Genomic DNA, 25,868 nt, shown 5'->3' on the forward strand with positions numbered 1-25,868 from the left:
ACAGATATCAAAAAATGTTGTTTATACGATAAAATGTAAAACTTATTGGTTGAGTACCAAAGGATAAGTCTTTATAATGCGATTATACGACATTTGTTGTATAAACAAAAGATGTTTAAAAGTTGGAGTTTCCATCCAGCTATAAAGGATAGTATTTACACTAGCATCTCAGATTATATAGGAGGAATCATAGTTATGAACGTATTAGTAGTAAAAGGTAACAACCGTCCTGACGGTATCACAACAAAAATGTACGAAACATTCATGGAAGAGGTTAAAGACAACAGCGATTTGAACATCACGACGTATGATGTATTCGCAGAAGACATGCCTTATTTCGGGCAGGACCTTTTCAATGCTTTGACAAAAATGGAAGCTGGCGAGCGTTTGAATGACGTTGAACAGCGTCTGCTTGACGCCAAGCAAAAAGCAAAAGATGCCCTGGAAGCAGCCGATGTCATCGTGTTGGCATTCCCGCTATGGAACTTCACGATTCCAGCGAAATTGCACACATTCATCGACTACGTTTCTGAAGCTGGCTTCACATTCAAATATACCGCAGAAGGCATCAAGCCGCTTATGCCTGGCAAGAAAGTCATCCTGTTGAACGCACGCGGCGGTGTTTATTCTACGGAAGAAATGGCTCCGATGGATATGTCTGTCAACTTCATGCGCAACGTATTCGGCGGATTGTATGGCATGGACATCGTGGATGAAGTGATCATCGAAGGCCACAATGCGATGCCTGATAAAGCAGAAGCTATTATCGACGAAGGTATGACAAAAGTAAAAGAAGCAGCTCGCAACCTAGCCTACCAATACGCGTAAGGCTGAAATTTACGGAAAAGTGTGGTGCCAGAAATGAAAATTGAAGTATGGTCTGACTTTGTCTGCCCGTTTTGCTATATCGGCAAACGCCGGCTCGAGCAGGCGTTAGAAAAATTCGAACACAAGGATGACGTGGAAGTCATTTTCAAAAGTTATGAATTGCAGCCTCACATCCAGAGTGATGAGAATGTTTCTGTTTACGAAGTGCTTGCCAGGAAAATGGGTACCACGGTCGAGCAGGCGAAAGCGATGAACGATCAGCTGGTGGAGACCGCAAAGACCGTTGGTTTGGAGTATAATTTTGACGAGGTGAAACAGACCAATACGTTGGAGGCTCACCGGTTGTTTAAATATGCTGAAAAGCAGGGGAAAGGTCTGGAGTTCACAGAACGTCTGATGCGTGCCTACTTCACCGAATCCCTTTTCCTCGGCCGGCCTGATACATTGATTGAACTGGCTGAGGAAGTCGGTCTTGATGGTGAAGAAGCGGAAGAGGTATTGGTAGGCGATGACTTTTTGGAAGATGTCCGAAATGACCAGCGTGAAGCCCAGCAAATCGGAGTTCAGGGAGTACCTTTCTTCGTATTCAATCGTAAATATGCGATTTCTGGCGCCCAGCCACCAGAATTGTTCCAGGAAACCCTGGAAAAAGTGTGGCAGGAAGAAAACGAAACGCCTTCCTTGCAGCAAATTCAGACATCCGCTGATGCGGCATGTACGGATGACAGCTGTGAAGTAACGGATGATAATAACTAATTAAAAACGCCCGATTACGAGAATCTATTCTCATAATCGGGCGTTTTCGTATATAGAAGCTACTTAATGACCAGTACATGATCAGTCGGACTGCTTGACACTGAGTATAGTGACGGTAACGAGGATGAGCACCATTCCTATAAATTGAATGAGTCCCAGATGATCTCCAAGAAGCAACACGCCAAATATGGAAGCTGTCACCGGCTCAACCATGGCGACCATCGAAGCAGTGGTCGGGGCAGTCCGCCGAATTCCAATCACATAGAGTATAAACGAAATTCCAGCTCCTACAAGTCCTAAGAGAATGAACCATCCCAGGTCGCTAGAGGTCAACACACTAGCTGCTTCCCCAGTGTCCGTAAAAAGTAACAGGAGGAGGCAGAAGGAAAAGAAGGCCAAAGTTAAGGTGGTCTGTGGCTTTCCAATAGCAGAAGCGTTTTTAAACCCGAATATAAACAACGCATAGGAAAGGCCAGCACCAAGCCCAGCTGCCGCCCCTGCAAAACTTACGGAAATGGCCTCCGTGTTGTAGGCACCAGTAAGCAGGACAATCCCCATAAGTACACCGAAAATACACGCCCATTTAAACCAAGTTGAACGTTCCATACGTAATAAAAAGGAGATTAACAGGACAAACACAGGTGCTGTGTACATCAAAGTAGCCGCAACAGCAATGCTTGAGGCCTGGATGCCGAGAAAATAAAAAGTGAAATTTCCCGCAACACCAACCCCAGCTAACAGGGACCAGATGTATAAACGAGGAGAGAAAGTCCAATTCTTTCTAAAACGAATGAGAAACCACGCCAGGAAACATATAAATCCAACAGCACCTCGGTAAAAGGAAATTACCATTGGGTCCCAGCCCTTGGTCATTAAAATATCTGCAATTCCCCCGCTAATGCCCCAGCATATAGCGGCTAGCATCACTAAACCTACACCTGCAAATCTCATTGTGCTCCTCCTAAACATAAGTAATCGTACCAATTGTCTCTATTGATCTGGTCTTTATGTAAAATGCAGGACCAAACAAATTTTTTCGACCCTAAATAACATATTTTAAATGACCGTGTAGACGGTAATTCCTTTAATTTCTCATACTTAAACCTAAACCAGCCCGCATGGAACTTTACATTAGGAGATAGAGGTAAAAACAGTGAGGGTTACTATACTGTATAAATTTATGCTATAAAAGCAAGCTAATTAGAAAGTGTTTTATAGATAAAATGGAGCTGACAGGTATGGTTAAGCGACGGCGCAAACAGGTAAGTTCAAAAAAAGAATCTACTCCTGCCACACGAACAGAAAGGAATAATGATGCTCTTTCTGATGATTTAGATAAAAATGCAGATCATATTCGGTCTGTGTACGCAGAGGCTTCTGATTTAATTTTTCGCCGTTTCTACATAGCGGGTAAACAAAAAGCCGTTCTGTTTTATTTAGATGGATTAGTTGATATACAAGAGTTGGATGATTCGGTACTATCTCCTTTGATGGAGGAGTTCACAGCGGAATACAGCGATGTAAAAGAATTACTGGAGAAAAAAATATCGGTTTCAGGAGTTAAAGAATTTACAAATATACAGGATTGTTTAAAAAAGATATCCTCCGGTTTTCCAGTTATTTTGCTGGAAGGACGGAAGTCAGGAATCGCTTTAAACCTTACCAAGTTTGAGAAAAGAGCTATTGACGAACCACCTGCTGAAGCTGTTATCCGTGGTCCCAGGGAAGGTTTTGTAGAAACGCTGGGCATCAACCGAACCATGCTTAGAAGGAAAATTAAGAGTCCCAAATTAAAAATGAAAGAAATGGAGATTGGAAAGTATTCAGTCACACCAGTGATTTTGGCATACATGGATGGAATTGCTGAGGAGGGTTTGATCAAAGAAGCGGAAAACAGGCTGAAGCGAATTGATATTGATGGTGTACTGGACAGTGGAATCATTGAAGAATTGGTTGAAGACAACCCTTATTCTCCATTTCCCCAGATCCTGACAACAGAACGCCCGGATGTAGCAACGTCCCATTTGCTGGAGGGTCGTTTCGTCGTTTTAGTAGATGGTTCACCTTTCGTATTGATAGCTCCTGTTACCATTTATTCTTTTCTCCAGGCATCAGAGGATTACTATAATCGCTTTATCATCAGCACATTGATACGCTGGCTCCGCTATATTTTCTTACTGATTTCATTATTACTGCCATCTATCTATGTAGCCGTGATTACCTTTCATGCAGAAATGGTGCCAACCTCTTTGATGATAGGGATGGCAGCATCCAGGGAAGCTATTCCTTTTCCTGCCTTGATTGAGGCATTATTGATGGAAATCACATTCGAAGCCTTAAGAGAAGCGGGATTAAGACTTCCGAAGCAAGTAGGTTCTGCTGTAAGTATTGTAGGGGCGCTTGTCATTGGGGAAGCGGCTGTCATGGCGGGGATCGTTTCTGCACCTATGGTTATTGTCGTAGCTCTTACAGGGATTGCTTCTTTTACCATCCCTCGATACTCCGGGGCTGCAGCGATCCGCATGCTCCGGTTTCCGATGATTCTCCTGGCGGGCACCCTTGGACTTCTAGGGATTATGCTCGGATTGATTACTATTATCATTCATTTAGCTACCATACGATCTTTTGGAGTGCCCTACCTTAGTCCAATGGCGCCAATGATGGGTAGTGAAACGAAAGATGTCCTGGTACGAGCCCCGTGGTGGAAACTTAATACACGGCCGCACTTGACAGGGAAATACAATAAATATCGCCAGGCACCTGGCCAAAAACCCGGTCCGAAACATGGAGGAGACTAATCAATAAGAGGAGTAGGAAAAGTTATGGCTTACGGTTATCTTCATTTTTCCAGAAAACTTTTACTGATTGTCTTCACGTGGGGAAGTCTTTTGGTGCTTGCAGGCTGCTGGGATCGAGTGGAAATTAATGATTTAGCCATTGTGCTTGCCGCAGGGATCGACAAAACAGAAGATGATCAAATCGAATTGACGGTTCAGCTTGCTATACCAAGTCAGATGGGTGGCGGGCAGCAACAGGGATCAGGTACCGGGGGGCCGGGGAAGGAGCCTACAATTACCAGACAAGCTACCGGTACAACTATCTCTGAAGCTGCTTCGATTTTACAACAAAAACTTCCACGGCGAATTTTTTGGGGCCATAATGAAGTGATAGTATTTGGAAAGGAGCTTGCAGAAGATGGAATACGGGAATATGTAGAGTTCTTTGCCCATCACCCGGAACCAAGGCTTCGTTCTTATATATTTGTAAGCGAAGAAAAGGCATCTGCGCTGCTGGAAGTCATTCCCTATCTGGAACAAAGTTCTTCCCAATTCGCCAGGGAATTAGCCCGTTTTCAAATTGGACTGCGGGTAACGTTAAAGGATTTGTTAGAAAGAATATCGGGAGGGGCAAGAGCGGTAGCACTTCCGAGGTTAGCATATGAATTTGATAATTTAAAAGATAAAAAAGGCGGGTTGAATATTAACGGTACTGCAATTTTTAAGGAGGGTAAAATAGAAGGTTATCTTGATGATCGGTTAACCAGGGGGTTATTGTGGATACGAAATGAAGTGCACTTAGCGACCGTTTCTTTCACGCCGGAAAATGCAGAGGGGTATATGTCTTTTAAATTGCTTCGTTCCAATACTCAGTTACATCCAGAAATTAAGGATGGAAAATGGAAGATGACCCTTTCGATTACAACAGAAGATGATATAGAGGAAAATCAGACAAACTTAGTACTGACGGATCCTAAAATAATTGCCGAGTTAGAAGAACAATTAGCTGCAAAAATTGACGAGCGGATTGAAATGACACTTGAAAAAATACAAAAAGAAATGCAAGCCGACGTTTTAGGCTTTGCTAAAGCATTTGAACAGAAATATCCGGATGAATGGGATCAGGTGAAAGACAGGTGGGAGGAAAAGTTCGCAGAAGTTGAAATTGAGGTAGTTAGTAAGGCTTATATTCGAAGGTTAGGTATGTCGACACAACCCCAGGGAATACCGGAAGAGGAGATGAAAGGGGAATGAATTGGCTATCACTTATCGGTGTCAGTTTAGTTGTCCTACTCCTCTTCTTATATGAATGGTCTAAAATGGATCATACCCAGGTAAAAGAAAAAAGGACGTTTATATTCCTTCTTGCCGGAGTATGGCTGATAGCTGTCATGCTGATATTTTTTCCCGATGTATCAGGGCCAATTGATTTAATTACTTTTCTGTTCAGGCCGATGGAGAATTTTTTGTAAACTAGGGGGGATAACCGTATGGAAACAGGTAAAATCTCAGCTTCCCAAATGGCATTTATGATGTATCCTGTAGTGATAGCGACAGGTATTGTGATCATACCATCGATCACTGCTAATTATGCCGGGCAAGATATGTGGCTATCTCCAATATTTGCAAGTTTAATGGGAGTTCTCGTTATATTTGTCGCCCTTAAGCTTCATCAATTGTATCCTGGTCATACGATTATCGAATACAGCGTATCCATTATCGGCAAGGTGCCGGGAAAGGTTCTCGGGTTCATCTATTTATATTTCTATCTTCTGATGAATGCCGGGGGCACACGCATTTACGCAGATTTTGTGACAGGGGCTTTTTTTAAAGAAACGCCGCTATTTGTCATTCTTACTACTATCATGCTTGTCAGTTCATTTGCTGTCAGAGGAGGGATAGAGGTTGTCGGTCGTTCAGCGGAAATGATTGTCCCCGTTTATGTCATTGTTTTGACTATTTTATGTATCCTGCTTGTCGCTGATTTGAACCCTAAAAATATATTTCCAATTTTTCCTGATGGTCCCATGCCGTCACTTAAAGGTGCCTACACTCCTCAAAGCTGGTTTGCTGAGTTCTTTTTGATTGCCTTTCTCTTACCTTATGTCAAAGATGTTCAGAAAGCTGGAAAATGGGGTATGATTTCTTTGGGCGCTGTACTGCTGGGGTTTCTGGCCACTAACTTATCCTTGCTTTTTCTGTTTGGCGGAGAATTGACAGCGAGGTTCAATTATCCGTTGCTCGACGCTGTCCGTTATATCAGTATTGCGGAGTTTATCCAGCACATGGAATCCTTAGTGATGGCTATTTGGGTGGCAGGTACGTTCGTTAAGCTGGCAGTTGTCCATTTTGCCTTGGTTATTGGTACCGCTCAATGGCTAAATTTGTCTGACTATAAACCACTAGTATTTCCCCTGGGGTTCCTGACTGTATTAGTCAGTATATGGGGGATCTCAAGCGAAATGGAATCCGCTCATTATAGCGGAACGGTTTTTCCTTCGTTTTCACTTGTCGTCCAAACGATTATTCCTTTATTATTACTGGTAATTGCTATCGTCCGGAAGAAAAATTTGGGTTAGTGGTGTGAAAGGAAAGAATTAATAAGCAACATTTTAATAAGCAATTAAAAATCTTGAATTGAAGATAGTTTGGGTGTTAATATATACTAGAGTTAAATAAATTTCAAGGTTGATAGTAATACTGTGGTCAGTAAAAGATGCAATCTCTCGAAAACTCTCACTTGGCATTAATAGCAGCAAAAATTTTTAAGGTTATATCTCGAATTAGAGATATTTAGTTTTTTATATTCTTTCCTCTCTTTGGGCATAAGAAGAAGTAGAGCTGTACCCGTTTGGCGTTAAGATACCGCGTAAAGCATGGAATTCAATAAAATCAAAAAAGACATACAAGGAGGAATTTCGTTGTCATTTCATCGTAAACCAATTACATTTGTAAACCATGTCAACATTAAAGTGCAAAATTTAGAACGCTCCCTGGAATATTATCAAGAAGTGATAGGGTTTAAAATTCTGGAGCAAACGAAGAACAAAGCAAAGTTAACAGCCGATGGGAATACCTGCATCCTGTCTATAGAGCAGCCGGATAACGTCATACCCAAACAGGGAAGGACTACCGGACTATATCATTTTGCCCTCCTTGTACCACGCCGTTCCGATCTGGCTGACATCGTCCATCACTTTATTGCAAAAGGGATTCGAATTGGCTCTTCGGACCACCTGGTCAGTGAAGCCCTCTATTTAAATGATCCGGATGGGAACGGGATTGAAATTTATGTGGACCGTGATCCTTCGGTGTGGGAATGGAGGAATGGTGAAATTGCCATGACAGTTGATCCGTTGGATTTTGCAGACCTGCTGAAGACAGGGGATTCAGAAAAAGCATGGGAAGGACTTCCTGCCGGCACGGTGATGGGGCATATCCACTTACATGTTTCCCACTTAAATGAAGCAGAGGAATTTTACACAAAAGGACTGGGTTTTGACGTAGTCAACCGATTTGGTGATCAGGCCCTTTTCATCTCAGCAGGCAACTATCATCATCATATTGGCTTAAACACGTGGCAGGGGGTTGGAGCTCCTGAATCCCCAGCAAATAGCGTTGGTCTTGAATCATTTACCATCCTGCTGCCTGATGAAGCATATAGAAAAAATATGGTTGCTAGTCTTGAGAGTATTGGTGCCTCTGTTACAGAGGAGAATGGTGTAGTTACTACGAAAGATCCATCTGGAAACCGTATTCACCTCGCTGTTTAATAGGAAAACTTATCGATATCATGATGAAAAATAAGTTAAGATGTGTCGGAAAGCTTAGTTCTCTATTCCCCAATCACTTTAATGACCAGTACATTTAGAGAATAGAGTTCTAACGGTCTTTAGAGTATAGTTAATGACTGTTAAGGTACACGAACGCCCAACTTATGGTCTCTATAGGCAGGATAAGAACCGTGCGAGATGATAATCCGTTCGGGACGGTCTTAATAAGGCTGATTTAGAGCCAGAAAAAGGAATCCAGCAGTTTATACGGAATGGCTCATTAAAACAAGCTCAGAGTAAAAACTCTGAGCTTGTTTACGTTAATGATATCAGGAGGCTTTCCTGTCTTTTAACATGGTTACCTTTACGTTGCGCGGCGTCATATTAAATACGATATTCAGGACAATTGCTGTCACGCTTCCGGCAACGATGCCGTTGCTTGTCAGGATTTGAACACCAGAGGGCAGCTGGGCGAACAGTTCAGGAACCACGGTAACGCCAAGTCCCATCCCAACGGAGCATGCGACAATCATGGAATTTTCCGGTGAGTCGGCAATCACGGTGCTTAACATTTTAATTCCCTGGGAGATGACCATCCCGAACATCGCAACCATCGCACCTCCAAGGACCGCAGCCGGAATGATCGTCGTCAGGGCAGCAATTTTAGGTATAAACCCTAAGGCGATCAGGAGTAACCCCGTAACCAGAATCACTTTCCGTGATTTGACCCCAGTCATATGAACGAGCCCGACATTCTGAGAGAAAGCGGTGTAAGGAAAAGCATTGAAGATGCCTCCAAGAAAAATGGCCAGTCCTTCAGCACGATAGCCTTTGGACAAGTCCGTTTCCTTAACTTTCTTACCCGTCAGGTCACTAAGCGCAAAATAAACGCCGGTAGATTCCACCATTGATACCATAGCCACTAACATCATCGTCAGGATCGCCGACCATTCGAACGTTGGCATGCCGAAGTAAAACGGCTCTACCATATGAAAATATGAAGCTTCTCCGACAGCAGAAACGTCGACTTTTCCAACGAAAGCAGCGGCAACCGTACCAGCGACGATGCCAAGTAAAATAGCAATCGCCCGGATGAAACCGTGGGTAAAGCGATAGGTTAAGATAATGAATAATAGCGTTCCGAAAGCTAAGGAGATATTTGTGATCGACCCGAAATCACTGGCGCCTTCACCGCCGCCCATATTCGTAATCGCGACAGGGATCAAGGTAATCCCGATAATCGTGACGACCGTTCCGGTGACTACCGGCGGGAAAAAACGTACCAGCTTCCCGAAGAAACCACTGATGACAACGACAAATAACCCGGAAGCGAGAATTGCGCCATAAATAGCGGAAATTCCGTACTGCCCGCCAATCGCAATCATCGGAGCAACCGCTGTGAACGTACAGCCGAGTACAACGGGCAGTCCGATGCCGAAGAAGCGATTGTTAACAATCTGGAGAATGGTCGCCACTCCGCACATCAGGAGATCGATGGCGACGAGATAGGTTAATTGTTCGGAGGTGAGTCCAAGTGCGCCGCCGACAATCAAGGGGATTAACACTGCCCCTGTATACATGGCGAGCAGATGCTGGAGTCCTAAGGTGAAAGTTTTCATGTTAATGCCCCCTCCTTGTCAAAAGTGATTTTGTTATTTTCCATAGACGAAATGATGGCGAGGGACTCTACCCGGATTCCATCCTGGCGCAGAATCTTACCGCCATGCTGGAACCCTTTTTCGATCACGATGCCGACGCCTGCGAGATTTGCTCCCGCCTGTTTGACGATGTCCACCATTCCGGAAACGGCTTGCCCATTGGCCAAAAAGTCATCGATGAGGAGAATGTTATCATCCGGTGAAAGAAAGTCTTTGGAGATGGTGATGTTATTCATTTCTTTTTTGGTAAAGGAATAGACTTCTGTTGAAAAGTGATCAGCCAGTGTAATAGGCTTTCGTTTTTTGGCAAAAACAACCGGGACACCTAACACAAGGCCTGTCATGATTGCTGGTGCAATGCCTGATGACTCCAGCGTTAGTACCTTTGTTATGTTGGTATCTGAAAATCTGTCCGTAAACTCCTGCCCGATCTGTTTCATCAATAAAGGATCAATTTGATGGTTCAAAAAAGAATCGACCTTGATGACGGATTCTGATAGTACGTTTCCTTCGGTTACAATCTTCTGTTCTAATGCATTCATGGAAATCCCCTTTCTGAAATAAAAAAGCTCGCTTTCCACCACTATGAGGAAAGCGAGCTTTGGCTTAGTTTTTGCCAATGACGAATAGAATAGAGGGCGGACATACATCCCCGCTCTATTGTCATGCTGCTTTTCATAGTCGGTTCATTTACGGTAAACCGGTAGAAACTTGCAGGCCATATCCCTGCGATTATATGAAAAGGTATGTAGTTGTGAAAAAGCGAATGATAATAATTTTTTATTATTTATTGTTCGTATAATAGATAATCTACATGAAATGCTAACAGATGTCAAAGTTTTTTATCAATAATATTGAAGAATAGTATGTGGACTATTACATGGAATTATTATGAAAATATATCTTGTGGAACAGGCGAGGAATACGAGCTGGAAGTAGGTATTTTATTAGATAGAGCTGTAATATCAACAAATTTTACTTGCCACTTTTTCGATCGAGTGGAAAATAGCCCACCTCTTTATACCAAACAAAAGAGCCTCCGCATCAAACGGGAGCTCTTTTTTTATGCCATATGAGGGGGGACGTATTTCGTTTTGAACGCTGTCGTCACCGGTTCAGATTTCAAAATTGTCAGGAGCTGTTCTGCCATATAGGATGGTGAATGCTTCAGTCCGCTGTTGACCCACTCGATAATCATTCCGAAAATCGCGTAAAACTGATAACTGGCGTGCAAATCAGGGTCGATATCAGGGGTTGGCTGAAGGGCGATGAGGTCTTCTGATGCCAGCTCTTTCAATGCCCGGATGAATTTTTCCTGGAAGTTTGGCAGTGCGTTTGAACGGATGACAATCTGATAGAACTTAGCGTTTTGTTCCACATGATCGAAAATTTTTATAGCAGAAGAAGAGAGGGTGGTTTTTTTATCATTAGAGGGCTCCCGGTATGACTCCTTTAGCCCTGTCATGACATTTTCGATGATTTCGTCGAGCAAGTCTTCTTTGTATTGATAGTGCTTGTAAAACGTGCCACGATTGTAATCGGCTTTCGTAACAATATCTGTGATTGTAATATCGTGAAAGTCTTTTTCTTCCATTAGGGTAAGGAGGGAGTTTTGCAACGCCTTTTTCGTCCGTCTGACCCGTTTATCTGTATCCATCCTATTGACCTCCTGTCCGATTTATAATCCTTTCTTCAACAATTGCCCGAAGTAATGTCGATTATTACACAAGCTCTCGTCTTATTACTGATTTTTCCTTCTAATTACGTTTATTATACTGAAAAGTGCAGGTTATTGCACACTGTATTAATAGGAAAGAAAGCGGATTCAAGAGGAAAGCGTTTTTATGAAGGGAGGAGGCTTCAGGAAAAAAAGACTGCCTTTCCCGAGAAAAGCAGTCTTATACTTATTGTTTGATTCCCGGCATCTTTTTTTTGTAAAGCTAACGGAAACAACGGTTGCGGATGTGATGTGTCATTTAGGGTGTAAAGGTTTCGAATACGATAACATGGTTGTATTAATGGTTATAGGAAGTACGGAGGCGTTTGTTGTCGCCGAGTGGTTTATTGCCAATATAGTTGTGGAAGAAAAATTCACCAACCGCAAGCACGATTCCGGCCAGCAGCCCTGCTGACATCCATGATGAAACGTCGTTGCTTCCAAACATCGGTCCAATAACGGCGACCACTAAGAATGCGACCCCGACATCGGCTGTTGTTGCAATCATATTGGTGGTTTTCGGATAGAGCTTCAAATCACCTAATGGGTAAGAAACAGCTCCAAGTATGACCGTGATAGCCAGAACTGTCAGCAAGGACACGTTGAAGCCTAAGGTCAATACGACGAATAAACCGACAAACGTCATCAGTCCTTTAATGGCAAGTGCTTTTACATGTTCCACGATATCACTCCTTGTTGAGATGTTTTTGACCAATTTTCCTAACGATGTTTATAAATCCTTTGGCCCAATGTTGGACTTGTAACATATATTCCCAGCGGAAGGGAAAGGGTAAACGTATAATGAAATATTTAATACCATCGAAACATCCGGTTAATGTCAGGGAAATAAAAAAACCATGAAACCGGACGATTTGGTTTCATGGTTTTTAACCGAGGGCGACATCGAGGATCATCATGACCGTAAAGCCGATCATCAGGGTCATCGATGCCAGGTCTTTGTTCCCTTCTTCCTGAGAGCCGGGAATCACTTCTTCAGCAACAACGAAAATCATTGCCCCGGCAGCAAAACTTAGCGCGTACGGTAAGATTGGCTCAATCATCGTGACAGCCAGCACTCCTATAACTGCAGAGATGGGTTCGACCATCCCGGAAAATTGTCCGTAAAAGAAACTTTTCCGTCTGGAGATGCCATCACGGCGAAGTGGGAGGGAAACGGCAACCCCTTCCGGGAAGTTCTGAATGCCGATTCCAAGTCCAAGCGCCACAGCTCCTGCTAAAGACGCTTCCGGAAATCCCGCAGCTGCGGCTCCAAACGCTACCCCAACAGCCAGGCCCTCCGGGATGTTATGCAAGGTGATGGCAAGCACGAGCAAAGTACTGCGCCTTTTTTTGTTCGGCTGGTATCCTTCTGCCTCTGTCATCGAGGAGCCAGGATGCAGGTGAGGGATAACCTTATCGACACTCCATAAAAATATCCCGCCAAGCATAAAGCCGACAGCTGCGGGTATCCAGGCAGCGATATCGTCTTTTTCCGCCATTTCCAGGGCAGGAGCCAGCAAGGACCAGAAGCTGGCAGCGATCATCACTCCTCCGGCAAACCCTAACATACCGTCTAATAACTTTTGGCTCATTGTTTTCGTTGTAAATACAAGAGCTGCCCCGAGCGCTGTCATGCCCCAGGTGAAAAGGGTAGCAATCAACGCTTGCATCATCGGAGGCAGATCAAGAAATAAATCAACCATCGTCAGGTTCCTCCAGTACGTTTAACAATAGGTAATGATAAACAGGTTAAGTTTAAGCACAGCAAAAGTCAATAGGAAAGCAGGCCACAAGGGTAACCCATACCCTTTAAATCCTTACCTTTAACATAGGTTCCAGGTAAAAAATTAAGCGCCTGGTTCCGACATCAACTTGTCGAAAACCAGACACATGTTCAATCGTGTTTAACTTGGTTAAAAGATTAAAGTATAGGAAAATCTGAGGCATTCGCCATAACTACTGGCGATCAGCCAAGTTTTTCTTATAGGTCATGTATTGAAGATTTTCAGTCGGCACTCGTTTACGGATGTGACCATTCTTATCTTCATAAAGTTCATATTCCCGGTACGTTTCGACAATATTACCATCCACTTCTATTCTTTCTTCCAGCACGTATGTTAATTCGGAATAGGGGGTGTGCTGCTCTACCTGGCCGCTTGTTTCTTTAGCACCATCGTCCTGCATGACTGGGCTTCCGCCTATAGAAGGCAGGCCCTGTTTTTCCAGTAATGCGGCGAAAATAATCAATAGGACTGCCACTATCACAGAGACAGATTGTTTCATAGGCCATCTCCTTTTCCTCGCTCGTTTATCATTCATTAAGAAACTATATGCCTTGTCCCCCGTGAATATGAAGTTGTTGTAAAATGTAGAGGTAGAGGGGGAGAGGAATGAATATTAGAGGATATAGAAAAGGCGAGCGTCCACCTATGGAGTTGCTGCTCGAAGCGGATCCTTCCGAACAGATGGTACAGGAATATCTCCAGCGTGGAGAATGCTTTATTGCCGAAGACTATGGTGAAATCGTAGGGGTTTATGTACTATTGCCAACCAGACCAGCAACCGTTGAGCTTGTCAATATAGCTGTGAAAGCTTCCCACCAGGGAAAGGGATTGGGGCGAATACTTATTACAGATGCGATTGAAAAAGCGGCCGGGTACGGGTATCAAACGATAGAAATAGGGACCGGTAATTCAAGTATCGGCCAATTGGCTTTGTATCAAAAGTGTGGCTTCCGGCTCGTCGGAATCGACCGTGATTTTTTCCTGCGGCATTATCAGGAACCGATTATGGAAAATGGGATCCAGTGCCGTGACATGATTCGCCTGGCGCAGGAATTGAAATAAAAAGTGTAATTCTTTCCAATCCGCTGGTTTCTTTGTTACAGTGATAATACTAATCTAGCACGTTTACATAGTCATGAAGGAGGAACGGTTCTGTGATCATTGCGATCATCTTTTTGATATTCGTTTCATTATTCTTTTCTGGTAGTGAAACGGCACTGACTGCCGCTAATAAAATGAAGCTGCAGTCGAGAGCCAACAATAAGGATACAAAAGCGGAAAAGCTGTTGGATTTAATTTCCCGTCCAAGTGAATTTATTACCACCATTTTAATCGGAAACAATATCGCTAATATCTTATTGCCGACCTTGGTTACAACGCTTGCCATACAATATGGATTTAGTATTGGACTTGCCTCTGCGATACTCACCATTATCATCATCATTTTCGCAGAAGTGATCCCGAAATCAGTCGCGGCTGCTTTTCCTGACCGAATTGCGATGGCTGTCTCGCCGGTTATCCGATTTTTTGTACTGATATTCAAGCCGGTGACGATTGTGCTCAATTGGCTTACCGATGCATTGACTCGGGCTCTGTCAAAAGGGGAAACGGAAGAGGCTTCGATTTCAAAGGAAGAATTCCGGACGATGGTCGATATTGCCGGTTCAGAAGGGACGTTCAATGAAGCGGAGTCGCACCGGATTCGCGGGATTCTCGATTTTTATAGTTTAAATGTCAAAGATGTATTAAAAACGCCGCGGGTAGAGATTATCGCGATTCCAAGTGATGCGAGCTATGAAGAAGTCAGGGATCTCGTCATCCAAAATCCCTACACACGCTACCCGGTCTACCGCAAGGATATCGATGACATCGTGGCCGTTTTCCATTCGAAATACTTGCTGACATGGGCCATGAATCCGGAACGGCCATTATCCGACTTTTGCTATAAGGACCCGCTTGTCGTGTATGAATTCCATAATATCGAATGGGTGTTCAAGAAAATGACGAAAGAGAAAAAGCACATGGCAATTGTCATCGATGAATACGGCGGCACCGAAGGAATTTTAACCCATGAAGATGTCATCGAAGCGATGATCGGTATGGAGATCGAAGATGAAATGGACATGGAAAGCGATGTTATCGTGGAGAAGCTGTCTGAAACGGAAATCATCTGCGATGGTAAAATCACGCTCCATCGGCTGAATTCGATTTTTGATACCGAGATTCCTGAGGAGGAAGATGTACTGGCCGGTTATCTGTTGGCGGAGTTCAATCGCTTCCCAGAAGAAGACGATTTACTCGAGCGCAACAACCTGACGTTCAAAGTACTGGAGATAGAAGGACGGAAAATCAAAAAAGTGCAAGTGATCAAGTGAGTTATTGGAGAACTGGACTGGCGCCGGTTCTTTTTTTGTTGTTCGCAGAATAGTGCAAATAAAATGGTAAAGTCGCTAATAAAACACTGGTTCATTTTTTGGCAGGAAAAAGGAGGAATCGTCAGGAAATTGTAGAAGGGTATGGGTATGAAGTTGACGGAGGAAGGAGGAGCAATGAAGAAAAAATATCCGGAAATTGATCAGGTGATCGAGTATATCACCACTCATCTCTATGATTCCATATCACTTACTGATTTAGCTGCTCAGGCCGGCTACAGCCGTTATCATTTCAATCGTATATTCAAACAGAGGGTGGGAGTTCCCCCGCTTTACTACTTATCCGCCTTGCGTTTGCAAAAAGCGAAAGACTTATTGATCGAAACCGATTTTCCGGTCAGGGAGATTGGAATGGAAATCGGCCAGCAGAGCCTTGGAACATTTACGACCCGGTTTAGTGAAAGGGTGGGAATGACTCCGGCGCACTTTCGTAATTCAATACAACAGGCTGACGAACACTTCCGATCCCTGAAAAATTTAAGCGATTGGAGGGACCCGCGCACAAACATCGATTATCCCTACACTGTACATGGGACGCTTAAGACGGAAGTCCCTTTTGAAGGGGTCACCTTAATCGGGCTGTTTCCAAAACCGATTCCTGAAGGCCTGCCGGCTTATGGAACGCTTGTATCTTCCATAGGAGACTTCCGCGTCTCCGGTGTCAAACCTGGTGTCTATTATTTAATGGCGACTTCCGTCTCCTGGAAGATGCCGGTTCATGATTTTCTACTCCCTCACAGAACCTTACGCATCAGGGCAAAAAGCCCGATTATTGTTGAAACATATAAAGAAATTCCACACCAGACTGTTACACTACGTCCACCACTTAAGGACGATCCGCCAATTCTTATTTCCCTTCCACTGCTGATGAATAACTTTTTGGATCGTTTGCACCAGCATAGCAATCTGTAAGAAATATGGGGTGCAGTTCCGTGGTAGTATGAAATGGAAATCAGTAAGAACAAGACTACTTACATTTTGTGAAAAGGAGGCTGAAATTGAGTAAAGTCCAAAAAATCACCCCGCTTTTTTGGTTTGACACAAAAGCGGAGGAAGCTGCGACGTTCTATGTTTCTATTTTCAAAGATTCCAGAATTAACAAAGTCACTCGCTATCTGGATGAAGGTCAGGACATTCACGGTAAAGCAGCAGGGTCGGTGATGACTGTCGATTTTGAGCTGGAAGGGCAGTCATTCATGGCATTGAACGGGGGCCCCCATTTTCAGTTCAGTGAAGCGATTTCCTTTATTGTCCATTGTGAAAACCAGGAAGAAGTAGATCATTTCTGGGAAAAACTCTCCGAGGGAGGCGACGAAACAGCCCAGCAATGTGGATGGCTGAAAGATAAATATGGAGTTTCCTGGCAAATTGTTCCCGATAGACTGCCGGAGTTGCTCCGTCACCCCGAGCAGGAAGTGGCAGAGGAAGTAATGAGGGAAATGCTGCAAATGAAGAAAATCGATGTCAATAGGTTGAGTAGGATTGCAGAGAAAATTTAAGGAGGAACTGATATGGCCGTAAACAAAGAAAGCTTGGAGAAAAAAGTAGAGGGACGGAACCTGGTGATCGAACGAGTCTTTAAAGCTCCGAGGGAAAAGGTATTCCTTGCCTATTCCGATTCCGAACAATTGGCAGCATGGTGGGGTCCCCAGGGCTGGAATACGGAGAACAAAAGGTACGAGTTCCAGCCGGAAGGTGTCTGGCATTATTGTATGCGTTGTCATGATCAGGAGCAGGGAGATTTTTATGGGAAGGAATCATGGGGGAAAACAGTGTTCCAAGAAATCAAAGCTCCTGAGAAAATCGTCTATACCGACGTTTTTTCTGATGAGCAAGGCAATGAAGCAGAGGGAATGCCCAAGGTCGTCGTTACGTTAAATTTCAAGGACCAGGGCGACGAGACGAAATTGGTTACCAGAAGTGAATTCGCATCCGAAAAGGAATTACAATCCCTTCTTAATATGGGTGTTGTTGAAGGGGTGGCCTCCCAATTCGTATGCCTGGATGATCACTTAAAAAAATTAAATGAATGAGATCAATTTTGCAGCGCAATCCATTTATGGGTTGCGCTTTTTTTATAGGAGGATAAATAGGCAGGGAAATTGAATGTAGTATGGAGGAACTTATCTTTAATTACGGTAATTAAGGGGACAAGCTATGAAGTTTCAAAGCCAATTTAAAGAAAACTTATTATTATCTTTTCAAAAAGAAGGGGAAGCCTGGCTGGCACAATTGCCTGAATTGATTGCCTACTGTGAAAACCAATGGGAACTCAAGATTGGAGATCCTTTTCAATTATCATTTAATTACGTTGCACCGGCTACTCGAGCGGATGGAACGGAATTTGTTGTAAAATTATGTATTCCCAGGGAAGGATTTCGTGATGAATTGGAAGCGTTGCGGTTGTTTGCTGGGCAGGGAATAGTTTCTGTCATTGCGGCTGATGAGGAACGTGGAATTCTGCTGTTGGAAAAATTAGCACCGGGGACAATGCTTGTTGAAGTGAATAAAGAAGAAACCAGCTGCCGGCTAGCGGCAAAGGTGTTGGGCGAGTTGCATCGTCCTGCACCGTCATCCAGCCTATTACCGACCACTCAATCACGGGAAGCCAATTTACAGCGGCAGCTGAGGGAGCACCCGGACGGGAAAGGCCCGATTACGCGCAGTCAAATGGAAAAGGCTTGCGATATATTTGAGTATTTACATAAGTCTTCCCAACAACAGTTTCTCCTCCATGGAGATTTTCACCATTACAATGTGCTGGCATCAGGAGAAAATGAATGGAGGGCTATTGATCCGAAAGGCCTGATTGGGGAGCGGGAATATGACGTGATTCAGTTTCTACTAAATAAACTCCCTGAGACGGATATACTTCCGGTCTTACGAGATCGTATCGATATTTTTGTAGATATGCTTCATTTAAACAGAGAAAGGCTGGTTCTCTGGGGTTACTGCCACAGTGTGCTGGCCACCAGCTGGACGGTTGATTCACATGGGAACTATGAAAAACGGTTTTACCAGGCTGTCACCAGCTTTGAGCAGCTGCTCTATAAGTATAGGAATTAAGATGGAGATCATATGCTTCGGAGAAAATGGAAAGCGTGGTTTTATACTACTATATTGGCGATCTTTTTCGGTTGTCGTCTATCTATTTGGATTTGCGATCGCAATGACATACTGGGTAATAGATGAGCTATTGGAAAAGAAAAGCTATAATAGGGTGGAATCCGTAACGATGTAACAGGAGGAAAGTCAACATGAAAAAAATCGCCTTAATTTTAATGATCGTCCTAGTGACTGCAGCTTGTTCGGCAAGGAATGATATGCAGGCTTATGATAAGGATAAAATCACTAATGAACTAGGAGCTGTCGATTTTGATTATGAGCTACCGGCTAAAGTCCCAATGGAAGTAGACAATCTCGAAGTGGAAAGCTTTGCACCGGAACAGCCGATTTTTGTTGCTAACTTCCAGGGCACTGAGGGTCAGTTGATGGAATTGGAAGTGATCAACGCGAAAATGGAATCACCAGGCAGCAACTTGTTTGAGCAAGTCGAGTTCGGTGATGGTCAAAAGGGCTTCTTTTACGAAAATGCGCAAGGCAGCCGCATGTTGCTTTGGGAAAAGAATGGCGTCCATTACCAATTGAAATCAGCTGCGAATGAAGATGCAGAGGCGCTCGAAGATGAAGAGTTGATTGATACAGCAGAAACGTTTGAATAAAAAAGGAGGCCAGTAGTGTGAAGCACTTAGCTGGTAACTTTATTGATTTTTCGGAGTTGGAATGCAAAGGATCCAGTCCATTATATGAGCAGTTGGCATTAAAAGTAGCTGATAATGAGGAACTATTGGAACTAAGCTCCCATGCCAGGGAAGGACAGCCCATTCCTAATCTCCTGTTTGGCGCGGTGCATTATCTCCTGTTATCAGGAGAGCAGCACGAGCTGCGAAAGTATTATCCAAGCCTTACGGAAAAGGCGGAAGCTCCGGACAAAGTGTTTCCCCATTTTTTAAACTTTTGTCGCACCCATAGACGGTTGATTATGGAATTGATAGGGAAAAAGCTCGTACAGACGAATGAAGTCAGGCGTTGTGCTTATCTCTATCCTGTTTTTTGTTATATACATAAGAAAACAAAGAACCCCTTGTCGCTAATTGAAATAGGTACAAGCGCCGGCCTCCAATTACTCTGGGATCAATACGGTTATACTTATGGTGATAATCTTATATATGGAAATAAATCTTCTGTGCTCCAGTTATCTTCCCAAGTTAGGCAGGGGAGCATGCCGGGTCTGCTTTCTGCAGCTCCTCCAGTAGCTTCCCGTACTGGTGTGGACCTCCATGTCAGTGACCTTACAGACGGCGAGGAGACGTTGTGGCTGAAGGCGCTGATATGGCCGGAACATAAGGAGAGGCGGGAGAATTTTGAGAAGGCGGTGAGTCAATTCCGTGAAAATCCTCCTTCACTGGTCGAAGGAGACGGCGTATTGTTGCTGGAGGAACTTGCAGCCAATGCCACGTCAGCCAGCACGCTTTGTATTTTTCACACCCATGTTGCCAATCAAATGTCTAGAGAGGTGAAAGAGGAGCTACTGCAGAAAGTCACCGCCATCGGGCGGGAACGAGATGTGTTCCACATCTATAATAATATCGAGGACAGGAAGCTCCATCTCGATTATTTTATCAACGGGAAAAGCTTTGCTGAAACAGTGGGGGAGACGGATGGTCACGGTCGTTGGTTCGATTGGCATTTGAACAACACTAGCTGCCTGGCGTGACTTGTCTAGTAAATGAAATAATCGTCTGGTTAATTCTTGATTCTGTCTAGTTTATTTTCAAATCTGTCTAGTACTATTCCGAAATTGTCCAGTAAATTTCTGAGTTTGTCTAGTATGCGTCTGAGCTGTCCAGAAAGCCTGAAAACTGTCTGGTATAAGGTCCGGCGCGCCACTAATTTTTTCAATAAAAATGAATCCTTTGATAGCAAGGAAGTAAACGCTATCATTAGCAGGTTCCAGATTTCCCCCTATTGCTAACCGGGAGGCTATGCTATATAATCCAGGCATATCACTGATTTTTCTGAAAAAATAATAATAGAAAAAGCGATGAATGCCATGGGTTTGACTATGGCAGGAGCGGCTTCTGGAGAGAATGCACAAACCGTGCAGCGCCGAAGGGTTCATAATCTCAGGCAAAAGGACAGAAGGGTTACATAAACCTTTGAAAACGATGAGATTGGGTGTACCCCGGTCTCTCTTTTTTATAGTTTAACGTATCAAAGGGTCTCGCCTGATAACAGGCGATCAACCCACTACATAGGAAGTGAGGGGTCAGTCGAAATGAATCGTATTTATAATTTTTCTGCAGGGCCGTCGATGCTGCCGCTGCCTGTTTTGGAAAAGGCACAAAGCGAGTTGACCAACTATAAGGAGTCTGGCATGTCGGTGATGGAGCTCAGTCATCGCTCCGCATTGTTCACAGAAATCATCGAGGAAGCGGAGCAGCACCTGCGTGAGCTGATGGAAATCCCGGATAACTATAAGGTGTTGTTCGTACAGGGAGGCGCTTCCCAGCAGTTTGCTTCCGTGCCGCTTAATCTTTTCGGTGAAAAAGGAAAAGCGGACTACGTCAACACGGGCTCCTGGTCGAAGAAGGCGATCAAAGAAGCGGAAAAGTATGGTGACGTTCGGGTGATCGCTTCCTCTGAGGATGCCAATTTTACTTATATTCCTAAAATCGAGAAAAGCATGATCGATCCGGAAGCGGATTATGTTCATATTACGACCAACAACACGATTGAAGGGACGGCGTTCCATGAGATTCCGGACACGGGCGATGTGCCACTGGTTGCTGATATGTCATCGAATATTTTGTCAGAGCGAATGGATGTGTCGAAGTTAGGCGTGATTTATGCCGGGGCCCAGAAAAATATCGGTCCGGCCGGCCTGACCGTAGTTATCGTACGGGAAGACTTAATCGGCAAAGCGTCCAAATCCTGCCCGGTCATGCTCGATTACAAAACACACAGTGACAAAGGCTCCTTATACAATACGCCTCCGACGTTCGCTATCTACATGGCTAAGCTTGTGTTCGAGTGGCTGAAGGAACTCGGCGGCATCGCTGAAATGGAAAAGATTAACCGCGAGAAAGCGGCGCTGTTATACAACCAAATCGAAGCATCCAGACTGTTCTCGTCACCGGTTGAAAAAGACAGTCGTTCCATCATGAATATTCCGTTTGTCAGTCCGTCGGCTGATTTGGATGTGGATTTTATAAGCCAGGCAAAAGAGCAAGGGCTGGAAACGTTGAAAGGGCACCGTTCGGTTGGCGGGATGCGTGCGAGCATATATAATGCGATGCCAAAAGAAGGTGTCCAATCCCTTGTAGCATTCATGCAGAATTTTGAAGACAGCAATCAATAACACCAAAGAGGTCTCTCCCATTATAGAAGAGACCTCTTTTTTACGTGTTATTCCCCATGATTTCGATGGTATAGGTGCCGCGTTCCGTAACCAATGTGAAGGTCGTTCCGTCATCATAGCGATACAAAGTGGTGTCTTCAAGGGGGATTTCGTAGGAAGCATCCGGCAATGGCTGGGAACCGCCGGCCTCCAGTGTGATCTCTCCCTGTCCATTCAACGATAAGGTATGCATCGGCTGATACTCGTCCATCCTTCTTGTTTTGGTACGATACGAGACCGAATCTAGTTGTAAAAATGTTGTATCGACGTCCTCTAGCTCATGCTTTGATATTTTTATTTGTTCTCCGTTCCAATGTTTCAACAGTTCATTGAATTCTTCAATCGTCAACATTCTTTCTGGCATATTCATCCCTCCGGTTTTTATCATTTCCCGTAAGTCTTTAAAGATACCTTCTTAGTGCCAAACGTAAAAAAAGGTGTTTTAAGGCAGGAAGGTGCTGGGTATGCAAGGAGTATGACGTTAAAGCCGGCTTGGCTTTGGAAAGCTGACTACAGCAACTTTGAAGGCCATAAAAAAAAGAGACGGCGCATCGCCGTCTCTTTCGTTATATATCAGAATATCAATTTGTTATTTCATCGGTTGCTTTGTACTCAATGATTTGGATTTCTTTAGCTGGTATATTGAATTGTTCGGAAAGCTTGTCTTTCGCTGCTTCTTCTATTGTCTTTTTCTCTTTTCGATCATTTTCCAGTTTGATTTCATCCATTCGTTGGAATAGTTCGGGGCGGTCGAGTTCGCTTGCTTTGTGAAAATTAATCCACATTACTTTAATTTGCATGATTGTACCCCTTTCTAATCCAAGTTGATGCGAAACCCCTCTCAACTTGGCCCTAGATTAAAGCTCCCTATCCAAGTATTAAACCAGTATAACATGCATGCAAGCCTATGTATACCCCGGCCATATGACAGGGCGACAGGAGGTTTCAATCACCCGAAATAGGAAATAGTGCTATATGGGAGATTCAGTAAACGGCTGCAAGTTGACAAACAAGGAGGAAACAGCGTTGCGATATCTTGTAGTTTCCGATATACATGGGGAAGCTGATAAGCTCGATCAGGTGCTGGACAAGGCGGAATATGATCCGCAGGTAGATCAGTTGATCCTGCTTGGAGATTATATTGACCGCGGGCCTTCATCGAAGCGAGTGATAGAAAAAGTGAAACGACTGGTGGAAGATGACAGAGCGGTGGCGATCAAAGGCAACCATGATGATATGTTCATTCGGTCCAAAGAGGATCAGGAAGCAATGGAGCTTTGGAAAATGAACGGCGCAGCTACTACTATCCAATCGTATAAAGGAAGGATGGAGGAGGTCAAAGAAGATCAACAGTGGCTGGAAGAGAATCTTCACCTTTATTACGAGACGGACGATTATATATTTGTCCATGCCGGACTTGAACCGGAGACTCCGCTGGAACAACAGGACGAGGATACATTGTTATGGACGCGGCACGAGGAAAAAGTCGGTCTTGGCAAAACAGTCATCCACGGGCATACGCCAGTCCGGGAGATTGCTTATTACGAAGACCAGATTGATATTGACACAGGAGCTGCCTATGGAGGCAAGCTGACGGTGCTCGAGCTGCCAAGTCACGAAGTATATACGGTATAAAAAGAGCGGGGAAATCCCCGCTCTTTTTATAGATCAAGAAAGTTTTTAAAAAACTAAGGTTTTCGACACAAGTACTAGGCGATTTTTCTAATAAACTTTGTCTCCGTTAAAAATCGAATTTTTTACGACAACATAGTCGACATGTTTGATGGCGTCAAGGCTGGTTCCCCCTGCATAGGAAATGGCGGACTGAAGGTCCTGCTCCATTTCGAGCAAGGTATCTCTCAAGGAGCCTTTATGCTCAACGTACATTTTTTTGCCTTCGACGTTTTTCTTTTCACCTTTTTGGAATTCAGACGCAGAGCCGAAGTATTCTTTATAAAGCTTGCCATCTTGTTCGTATGTTTCTCCCGGAGACTCTTCATGCCCTGCAAAAAGGGAGCCGATCATGACCATCGACGCACCGAAGCGGATGGATTTTGCTACATCACCATGAGTGCGGATACCGCCGTCTGCGATGATTGGCTTGCTTGCGGCCTTTGCGCACCATCTTAATGCTGCCAATTGCCAGCCGCCTGTTCCGAAGCCGGTTTTTATTTTGGTAATACATACTTTACCTGGGCCGATGCCTACCTTGGTAGCGTCCGCCCCGGCATGTTCCAGTTCCCTGACTGCTTCCGGTGTTCCTACATTTCCGGCGATGACAAAGCTTTGTGGCAAATGCTCTTTAATATGCTGGATCATTTCGATGACTGCATTGGAGTGACCGTGGGCGATATCAATTGTGATGAATTCCGGAGTAATGCCTTCTTCGGATAGCTGGCGGACGAAATCGTATTCTTCGGGTTTGACACCGACACTGATGGAAGCGACCAATCCTTTTTCCTGCATCTCCCGGACAAAAGTCAGACGTTTTTCTGGCTGAAAGCGGTGCATGATATAAAAGTAGCCATTTTCAGCAAGTGTGGCAGCGATATTTTCATCGATGATGGTCTGCATATTGGCTGGCACGACCGGGAGCTTGAATGTATATCCCCCGAGCTGGACAGTCGTATCGCATTCTGAGCGACTTTTAACGACACATTTTGCGGGAATTAATTGTATATCTTCGTAATCAAATACATTTTCCATGGTTAACACTCCTAAAAGCGAATGATTTTATTTTTGAAATATTAATTGTTCGTACATTGGGTAATTTACACCATTATTTAGAAATTGTCAAAACTTATTATGGTTTAATGACTTATCAATAGGGTCATAAATAAACTAACAGGGAAAAGGTGGGTTGGCAGATGAAAGTCCGGATTGAATTTACTTATAAAACACCGAAGGGGACAACAAGTTCGTTTACGTCTGAAGAAATGCCGGCAGGCCAGGCGATTTTGATTGCCGAAGATTTAGAAAAGACCGGCCGGGCCAGAAGCTTTACATTCATCGATCCCAAGGATCACACGTGGAGCTTGAAAGAATTAAAGGCATTCATGAAAGGAATTGAAACAGAACCGCATAACATTACCGTCTATTTTGATGGTGGCTTTGATTTGAAAACAAAAAAATCGGGGCTCGGGTGCGCAATTTATTATGAGCAGGATGGCAAGTCCTATCGCCTCAGAAAAAATGCCCTTGTCGAAGAACTGCAAACGAACAACGAAGCGGAGTATGCGGCACTCCATCTGGCGTTGCAGGAACTGGATTTTCTCGGCGTCCATCATATCGATGTGAAAATCGTCGGTGATTCCCAGGTCGTCATCAATCAGTTGAATGGGGAATGGCCGTGTCTGGAAGATGAATTGTCCAAATGGGCGGATCGAATTGAAGATAAATTCAAGCAGCTAGGCATTACTCCGGAGTACCAGGTCATATCCCGAAAACGGAACAGAGAAGCGGACCGCCTGGCCACGCAGGCATTGGAGGAAATCGAGATCACCAGCACCATCGAATTATAATGAGGCTGCTAAAACAGGCAGCCTTTTTGCTGTTGTTTTGTAAAGTTTTTAACCTGAAAATGGAAAATTATCTTGAGAATAGTGCCATTATTTGAAATAATTGTAATTAAATGAATTTCAAATAACGGGGTGATAGATGTGGGGGCCATCGAGACGTTGATG

Annotated in this window: 29 protein-coding genes and 2 riboswitches; of the genes, 19 read left to right on the plus strand and 10 right to left on the minus strand. The window is 44.0% G+C overall.

Annotation, left to right across the window (positions count from 1 at the left end):
• Positions 1-195 precede the first annotated feature (195 nt).
• Together FHS45_RS03160 and FHS45_RS03165 are read left to right on the plus strand one after the other, a co-directional pair.
• Complete coding sequence (locus FHS45_RS03160; protein WP_062445276.1) at positions 196-828, plus strand: FMN-dependent NADH-azoreductase; 633 nt, start codon at positions 196-198, stop codon at positions 826-828.
• A 33-nt stretch (positions 829-861) separates the two neighbouring features.
• Positions 862-1,584, plus strand: coding sequence for a DsbA family oxidoreductase (locus FHS45_RS03165; RefSeq protein WP_062447850.1), 723 nt, complete (start codon positions 862-864; stop codon positions 1,582-1,584).
• 81 nt (positions 1,585-1,665) lie between these two features.
• Here the strand turns inward: FHS45_RS03165 and FHS45_RS03170 are convergent, their stop codons facing one another.
• Positions 1,666-2,535, minus strand: coding sequence for a DMT family transporter (locus FHS45_RS03170; protein ID WP_062445278.1), 870 nt, complete (start codon positions 2,533-2,535; stop codon positions 1,666-1,668).
• A 287-nt stretch (positions 2,536-2,822) separates the two neighbouring features.
• Here FHS45_RS03170 and FHS45_RS03175 point away from each other — a divergent pair, with 287 nt between their 5' ends.
• The 5 genes from FHS45_RS03175 (at position 2,823) to FHS45_RS03195 (ending at position 8,134) form a co-directional block, all read left to right on the plus strand.
• Positions 2,823-4,382 carry a spore germination protein gene (locus FHS45_RS03175; protein WP_062445279.1) on the plus strand — a complete coding sequence of 520 codons (1,560 nt, stop codon included), beginning with the start codon at positions 2,823-2,825 and terminating at the stop codon, positions 4,380-4,382.
• A gap of 24 nt (positions 4,383-4,406) precedes the next feature.
• A complete protein-coding gene (locus FHS45_RS03180; protein ID WP_062445282.1) occupies positions 4,407-5,615 on the plus strand; it encodes a Ger(x)C family spore germination protein in 1,209 nt (402 codons plus the stop codon).
• Positions 5,612-5,833, plus strand: coding sequence for a hypothetical protein (locus FHS45_RS03185; RefSeq protein ID WP_062445284.1), 222 nt, complete (start codon positions 5,612-5,614; stop codon positions 5,831-5,833). The genes FHS45_RS03180 and FHS45_RS03185 overlap by 4 nt, the downstream gene beginning before the upstream one ends.
• 18 nt (positions 5,834-5,851) lie before the next feature.
• Entirely contained in the window at positions 5,852-6,940 is a 1,089-nt protein-coding gene (locus FHS45_RS03190; protein ID WP_062445286.1) for a GerAB/ArcD/ProY family transporter, read from the plus strand.
• Between the two features lie 342 nt (positions 6,941-7,282).
• Complete coding sequence (locus tag FHS45_RS03195) at positions 7,283-8,134, plus strand: VOC family protein (RefSeq protein WP_062445288.1); 852 nt, start codon at positions 7,283-7,285, stop codon at positions 8,132-8,134.
• 329 nt (positions 8,135-8,463) lie between these two features.
• On the opposite strand, the gene FHS45_RS03200 is transcribed toward FHS45_RS03195, so the two are convergent.
• From FHS45_RS03200 to FHS45_RS03225, 6 genes are all read right to left on the minus strand, one after another.
• Entirely contained in the window at positions 8,464-9,753 is a 1,290-nt protein-coding gene (locus FHS45_RS03200) for a nucleobase:cation symporter-2 family protein (protein ID WP_062445290.1), read from the minus strand.
• On the minus strand, positions 9,750-10,334 hold the full coding sequence (locus FHS45_RS03205; protein WP_062447854.1) for a xanthine phosphoribosyltransferase: 585 nt from the start codon (positions 10,332-10,334) through the stop codon (positions 9,750-9,752). The genes FHS45_RS03200 and FHS45_RS03205 overlap by 4 nt, the downstream gene beginning before the upstream one ends.
• 116 nt (positions 10,335-10,450) lie before the next feature.
• A riboswitch (purine riboswitch) is annotated at positions 10,451-10,552 on the minus strand.
• A 303-nt stretch (positions 10,553-10,855) separates the two neighbouring features.
• On the minus strand, positions 10,856-11,449 hold the full coding sequence (locus tag FHS45_RS03210) for a TetR/AcrR family transcriptional regulator (RefSeq protein ID WP_062445293.1): 594 nt from the start codon (positions 11,447-11,449) through the stop codon (positions 10,856-10,858).
• Between the two features lie 358 nt (positions 11,450-11,807).
• Positions 11,808-12,191, minus strand: coding sequence for a DUF2512 family protein (locus tag FHS45_RS03215; RefSeq protein ID WP_062445295.1), 384 nt, complete (start codon positions 12,189-12,191; stop codon positions 11,808-11,810).
• A gap of 205 nt (positions 12,192-12,396) precedes the next feature.
• The gene (locus FHS45_RS03220) at positions 12,397-13,212 is read right to left on the minus strand and encodes a ZIP family metal transporter (protein WP_062445298.1); all 816 of its coding nucleotides are present in this window, start codon (positions 13,210-13,212) and stop codon (positions 12,397-12,399) included.
• 253 nt (positions 13,213-13,465) lie between these two features.
• Positions 13,466-13,792: a hypothetical protein gene (locus FHS45_RS03225; protein WP_062445300.1), complete on the minus strand. Its 327-nt coding sequence runs from the start codon at positions 13,790-13,792 to the stop codon at positions 13,466-13,468.
• Between the two features lie 107 nt (positions 13,793-13,899).
• On the opposite strand from FHS45_RS03225, the gene FHS45_RS03230 reads away from it, so the two are divergent.
• The 10 genes from FHS45_RS03230 (at position 13,900) to serC (ending at position 22,146) form a co-directional block, all read left to right on the plus strand.
• On the plus strand, positions 13,900-14,355 hold the full coding sequence (locus FHS45_RS03230; protein ID WP_062445303.1) for a GNAT family N-acetyltransferase: 456 nt from the start codon (positions 13,900-13,902) through the stop codon (positions 14,353-14,355).
• A gap of 92 nt (positions 14,356-14,447) precedes the next feature.
• Entirely contained in the window at positions 14,448-15,668 is a 1,221-nt protein-coding gene (locus FHS45_RS03235; RefSeq protein ID WP_062445305.1) for a hemolysin family protein, read from the plus strand.
• A gap of 147 nt (positions 15,669-15,815) precedes the next feature.
• Positions 15,816-16,637, plus strand: coding sequence for a helix-turn-helix transcriptional regulator (locus FHS45_RS03240; protein WP_229717808.1), 822 nt, complete (start codon positions 15,816-15,818; stop codon positions 16,635-16,637).
• A gap of 86 nt (positions 16,638-16,723) precedes the next feature.
• Positions 16,724-17,224: a VOC family protein gene (locus FHS45_RS03245; RefSeq protein WP_062445307.1), complete on the plus strand. Its 501-nt coding sequence runs from the start codon at positions 16,724-16,726 to the stop codon at positions 17,222-17,224.
• 12 nt (positions 17,225-17,236) lie between these two features.
• Positions 17,237-17,758 (plus strand): SRPBCC family protein, encoded by a 522-nt coding sequence (locus FHS45_RS03250; RefSeq protein WP_062445309.1) that lies wholly within the window; start codon positions 17,237-17,239, stop codon positions 17,756-17,758.
• Between the two features lie 124 nt (positions 17,759-17,882).
• The gene (locus tag FHS45_RS03255; protein WP_062445312.1) at positions 17,883-18,791 is read left to right on the plus strand and encodes an aminoglycoside phosphotransferase family protein; all 909 of its coding nucleotides are present in this window, start codon (positions 17,883-17,885) and stop codon (positions 18,789-18,791) included.
• Between the two features lies 1 nt (position 18,792).
• A complete protein-coding gene (locus tag FHS45_RS03260) occupies positions 18,793-18,966 on the plus strand; it encodes a hypothetical protein (protein WP_157620185.1) in 174 nt (57 codons plus the stop codon).
• Positions 18,967-18,982: 16 nt separating this feature from the next.
• Positions 18,983-19,447 carry a hypothetical protein gene (locus FHS45_RS03265; protein ID WP_062445315.1) on the plus strand — a complete coding sequence of 155 codons (465 nt, stop codon included), beginning with the start codon at positions 18,983-18,985 and terminating at the stop codon, positions 19,445-19,447.
• Between the two features lie 17 nt (positions 19,448-19,464).
• On the plus strand, positions 19,465-20,502 hold the full coding sequence (locus FHS45_RS03270; protein ID WP_082412030.1) for a DUF2332 domain-containing protein: 1,038 nt from the start codon (positions 19,465-19,467) through the stop codon (positions 20,500-20,502).
• A gap of 354 nt (positions 20,503-20,856) precedes the next feature.
• Positions 20,857-20,937, plus strand: a riboswitch (glycine riboswitch).
• Between the two features lie 126 nt (positions 20,938-21,063).
• Complete coding sequence (serC, locus tag FHS45_RS03275) at positions 21,064-22,146, plus strand: 3-phosphoserine/phosphohydroxythreonine transaminase (protein ID WP_062445321.1); 1,083 nt, start codon at positions 21,064-21,066, stop codon at positions 22,144-22,146.
• A gap of 40 nt (positions 22,147-22,186) precedes the next feature.
• On the opposite strand, the gene ymzB is transcribed toward serC, so the two are convergent.
• Positions 22,187-22,549 (minus strand): protein YmzB, encoded by a 363-nt coding sequence (gene ymzB / locus FHS45_RS03280; protein WP_062445323.1) that lies wholly within the window; start codon positions 22,547-22,549, stop codon positions 22,187-22,189.
• Positions 22,550-22,766: 217 nt separating this feature from the next.
• Positions 22,767-22,985 (minus strand): hypothetical protein, encoded by a 219-nt coding sequence (locus FHS45_RS03285; protein WP_062445325.1) that lies wholly within the window; start codon positions 22,983-22,985, stop codon positions 22,767-22,769.
• Positions 22,986-23,211: 226 nt separating this feature from the next.
• Here FHS45_RS03285 and FHS45_RS03290 point away from each other — a divergent pair, with 226 nt between their 5' ends.
• Positions 23,212-23,820, plus strand: coding sequence for a metallophosphoesterase family protein (locus FHS45_RS03290; protein WP_229717809.1), 609 nt, complete (start codon positions 23,212-23,214; stop codon positions 23,818-23,820).
• 87 nt (positions 23,821-23,907) lie between these two features.
• Here FHS45_RS03290 and guaC read toward each other — a convergent pair whose 3' ends face one another.
• A complete protein-coding gene (guaC, locus tag FHS45_RS03295) occupies positions 23,908-24,891 on the minus strand; it encodes a GMP reductase (RefSeq protein ID WP_062445330.1) in 984 nt (327 codons plus the stop codon).
• Between the two features lie 161 nt (positions 24,892-25,052).
• On the opposite strand from guaC, the gene FHS45_RS03300 reads away from it, so the two are divergent.
• Complete coding sequence (locus FHS45_RS03300) at positions 25,053-25,706, plus strand: ribonuclease H family protein (protein WP_062445332.1); 654 nt, start codon at positions 25,053-25,055, stop codon at positions 25,704-25,706.
• The last annotated feature ends 162 nt before the right edge of the window (positions 25,707-25,868 follow it).

The sequence above is a fragment of the Thalassobacillus devorans genome (assembly GCF_011761345.1).
GTDB classification, from domain to species: domain Bacteria; phylum Bacillota; class Bacilli; order Bacillales; family Halobacillaceae; genus Thalassobacillus; species Thalassobacillus devorans.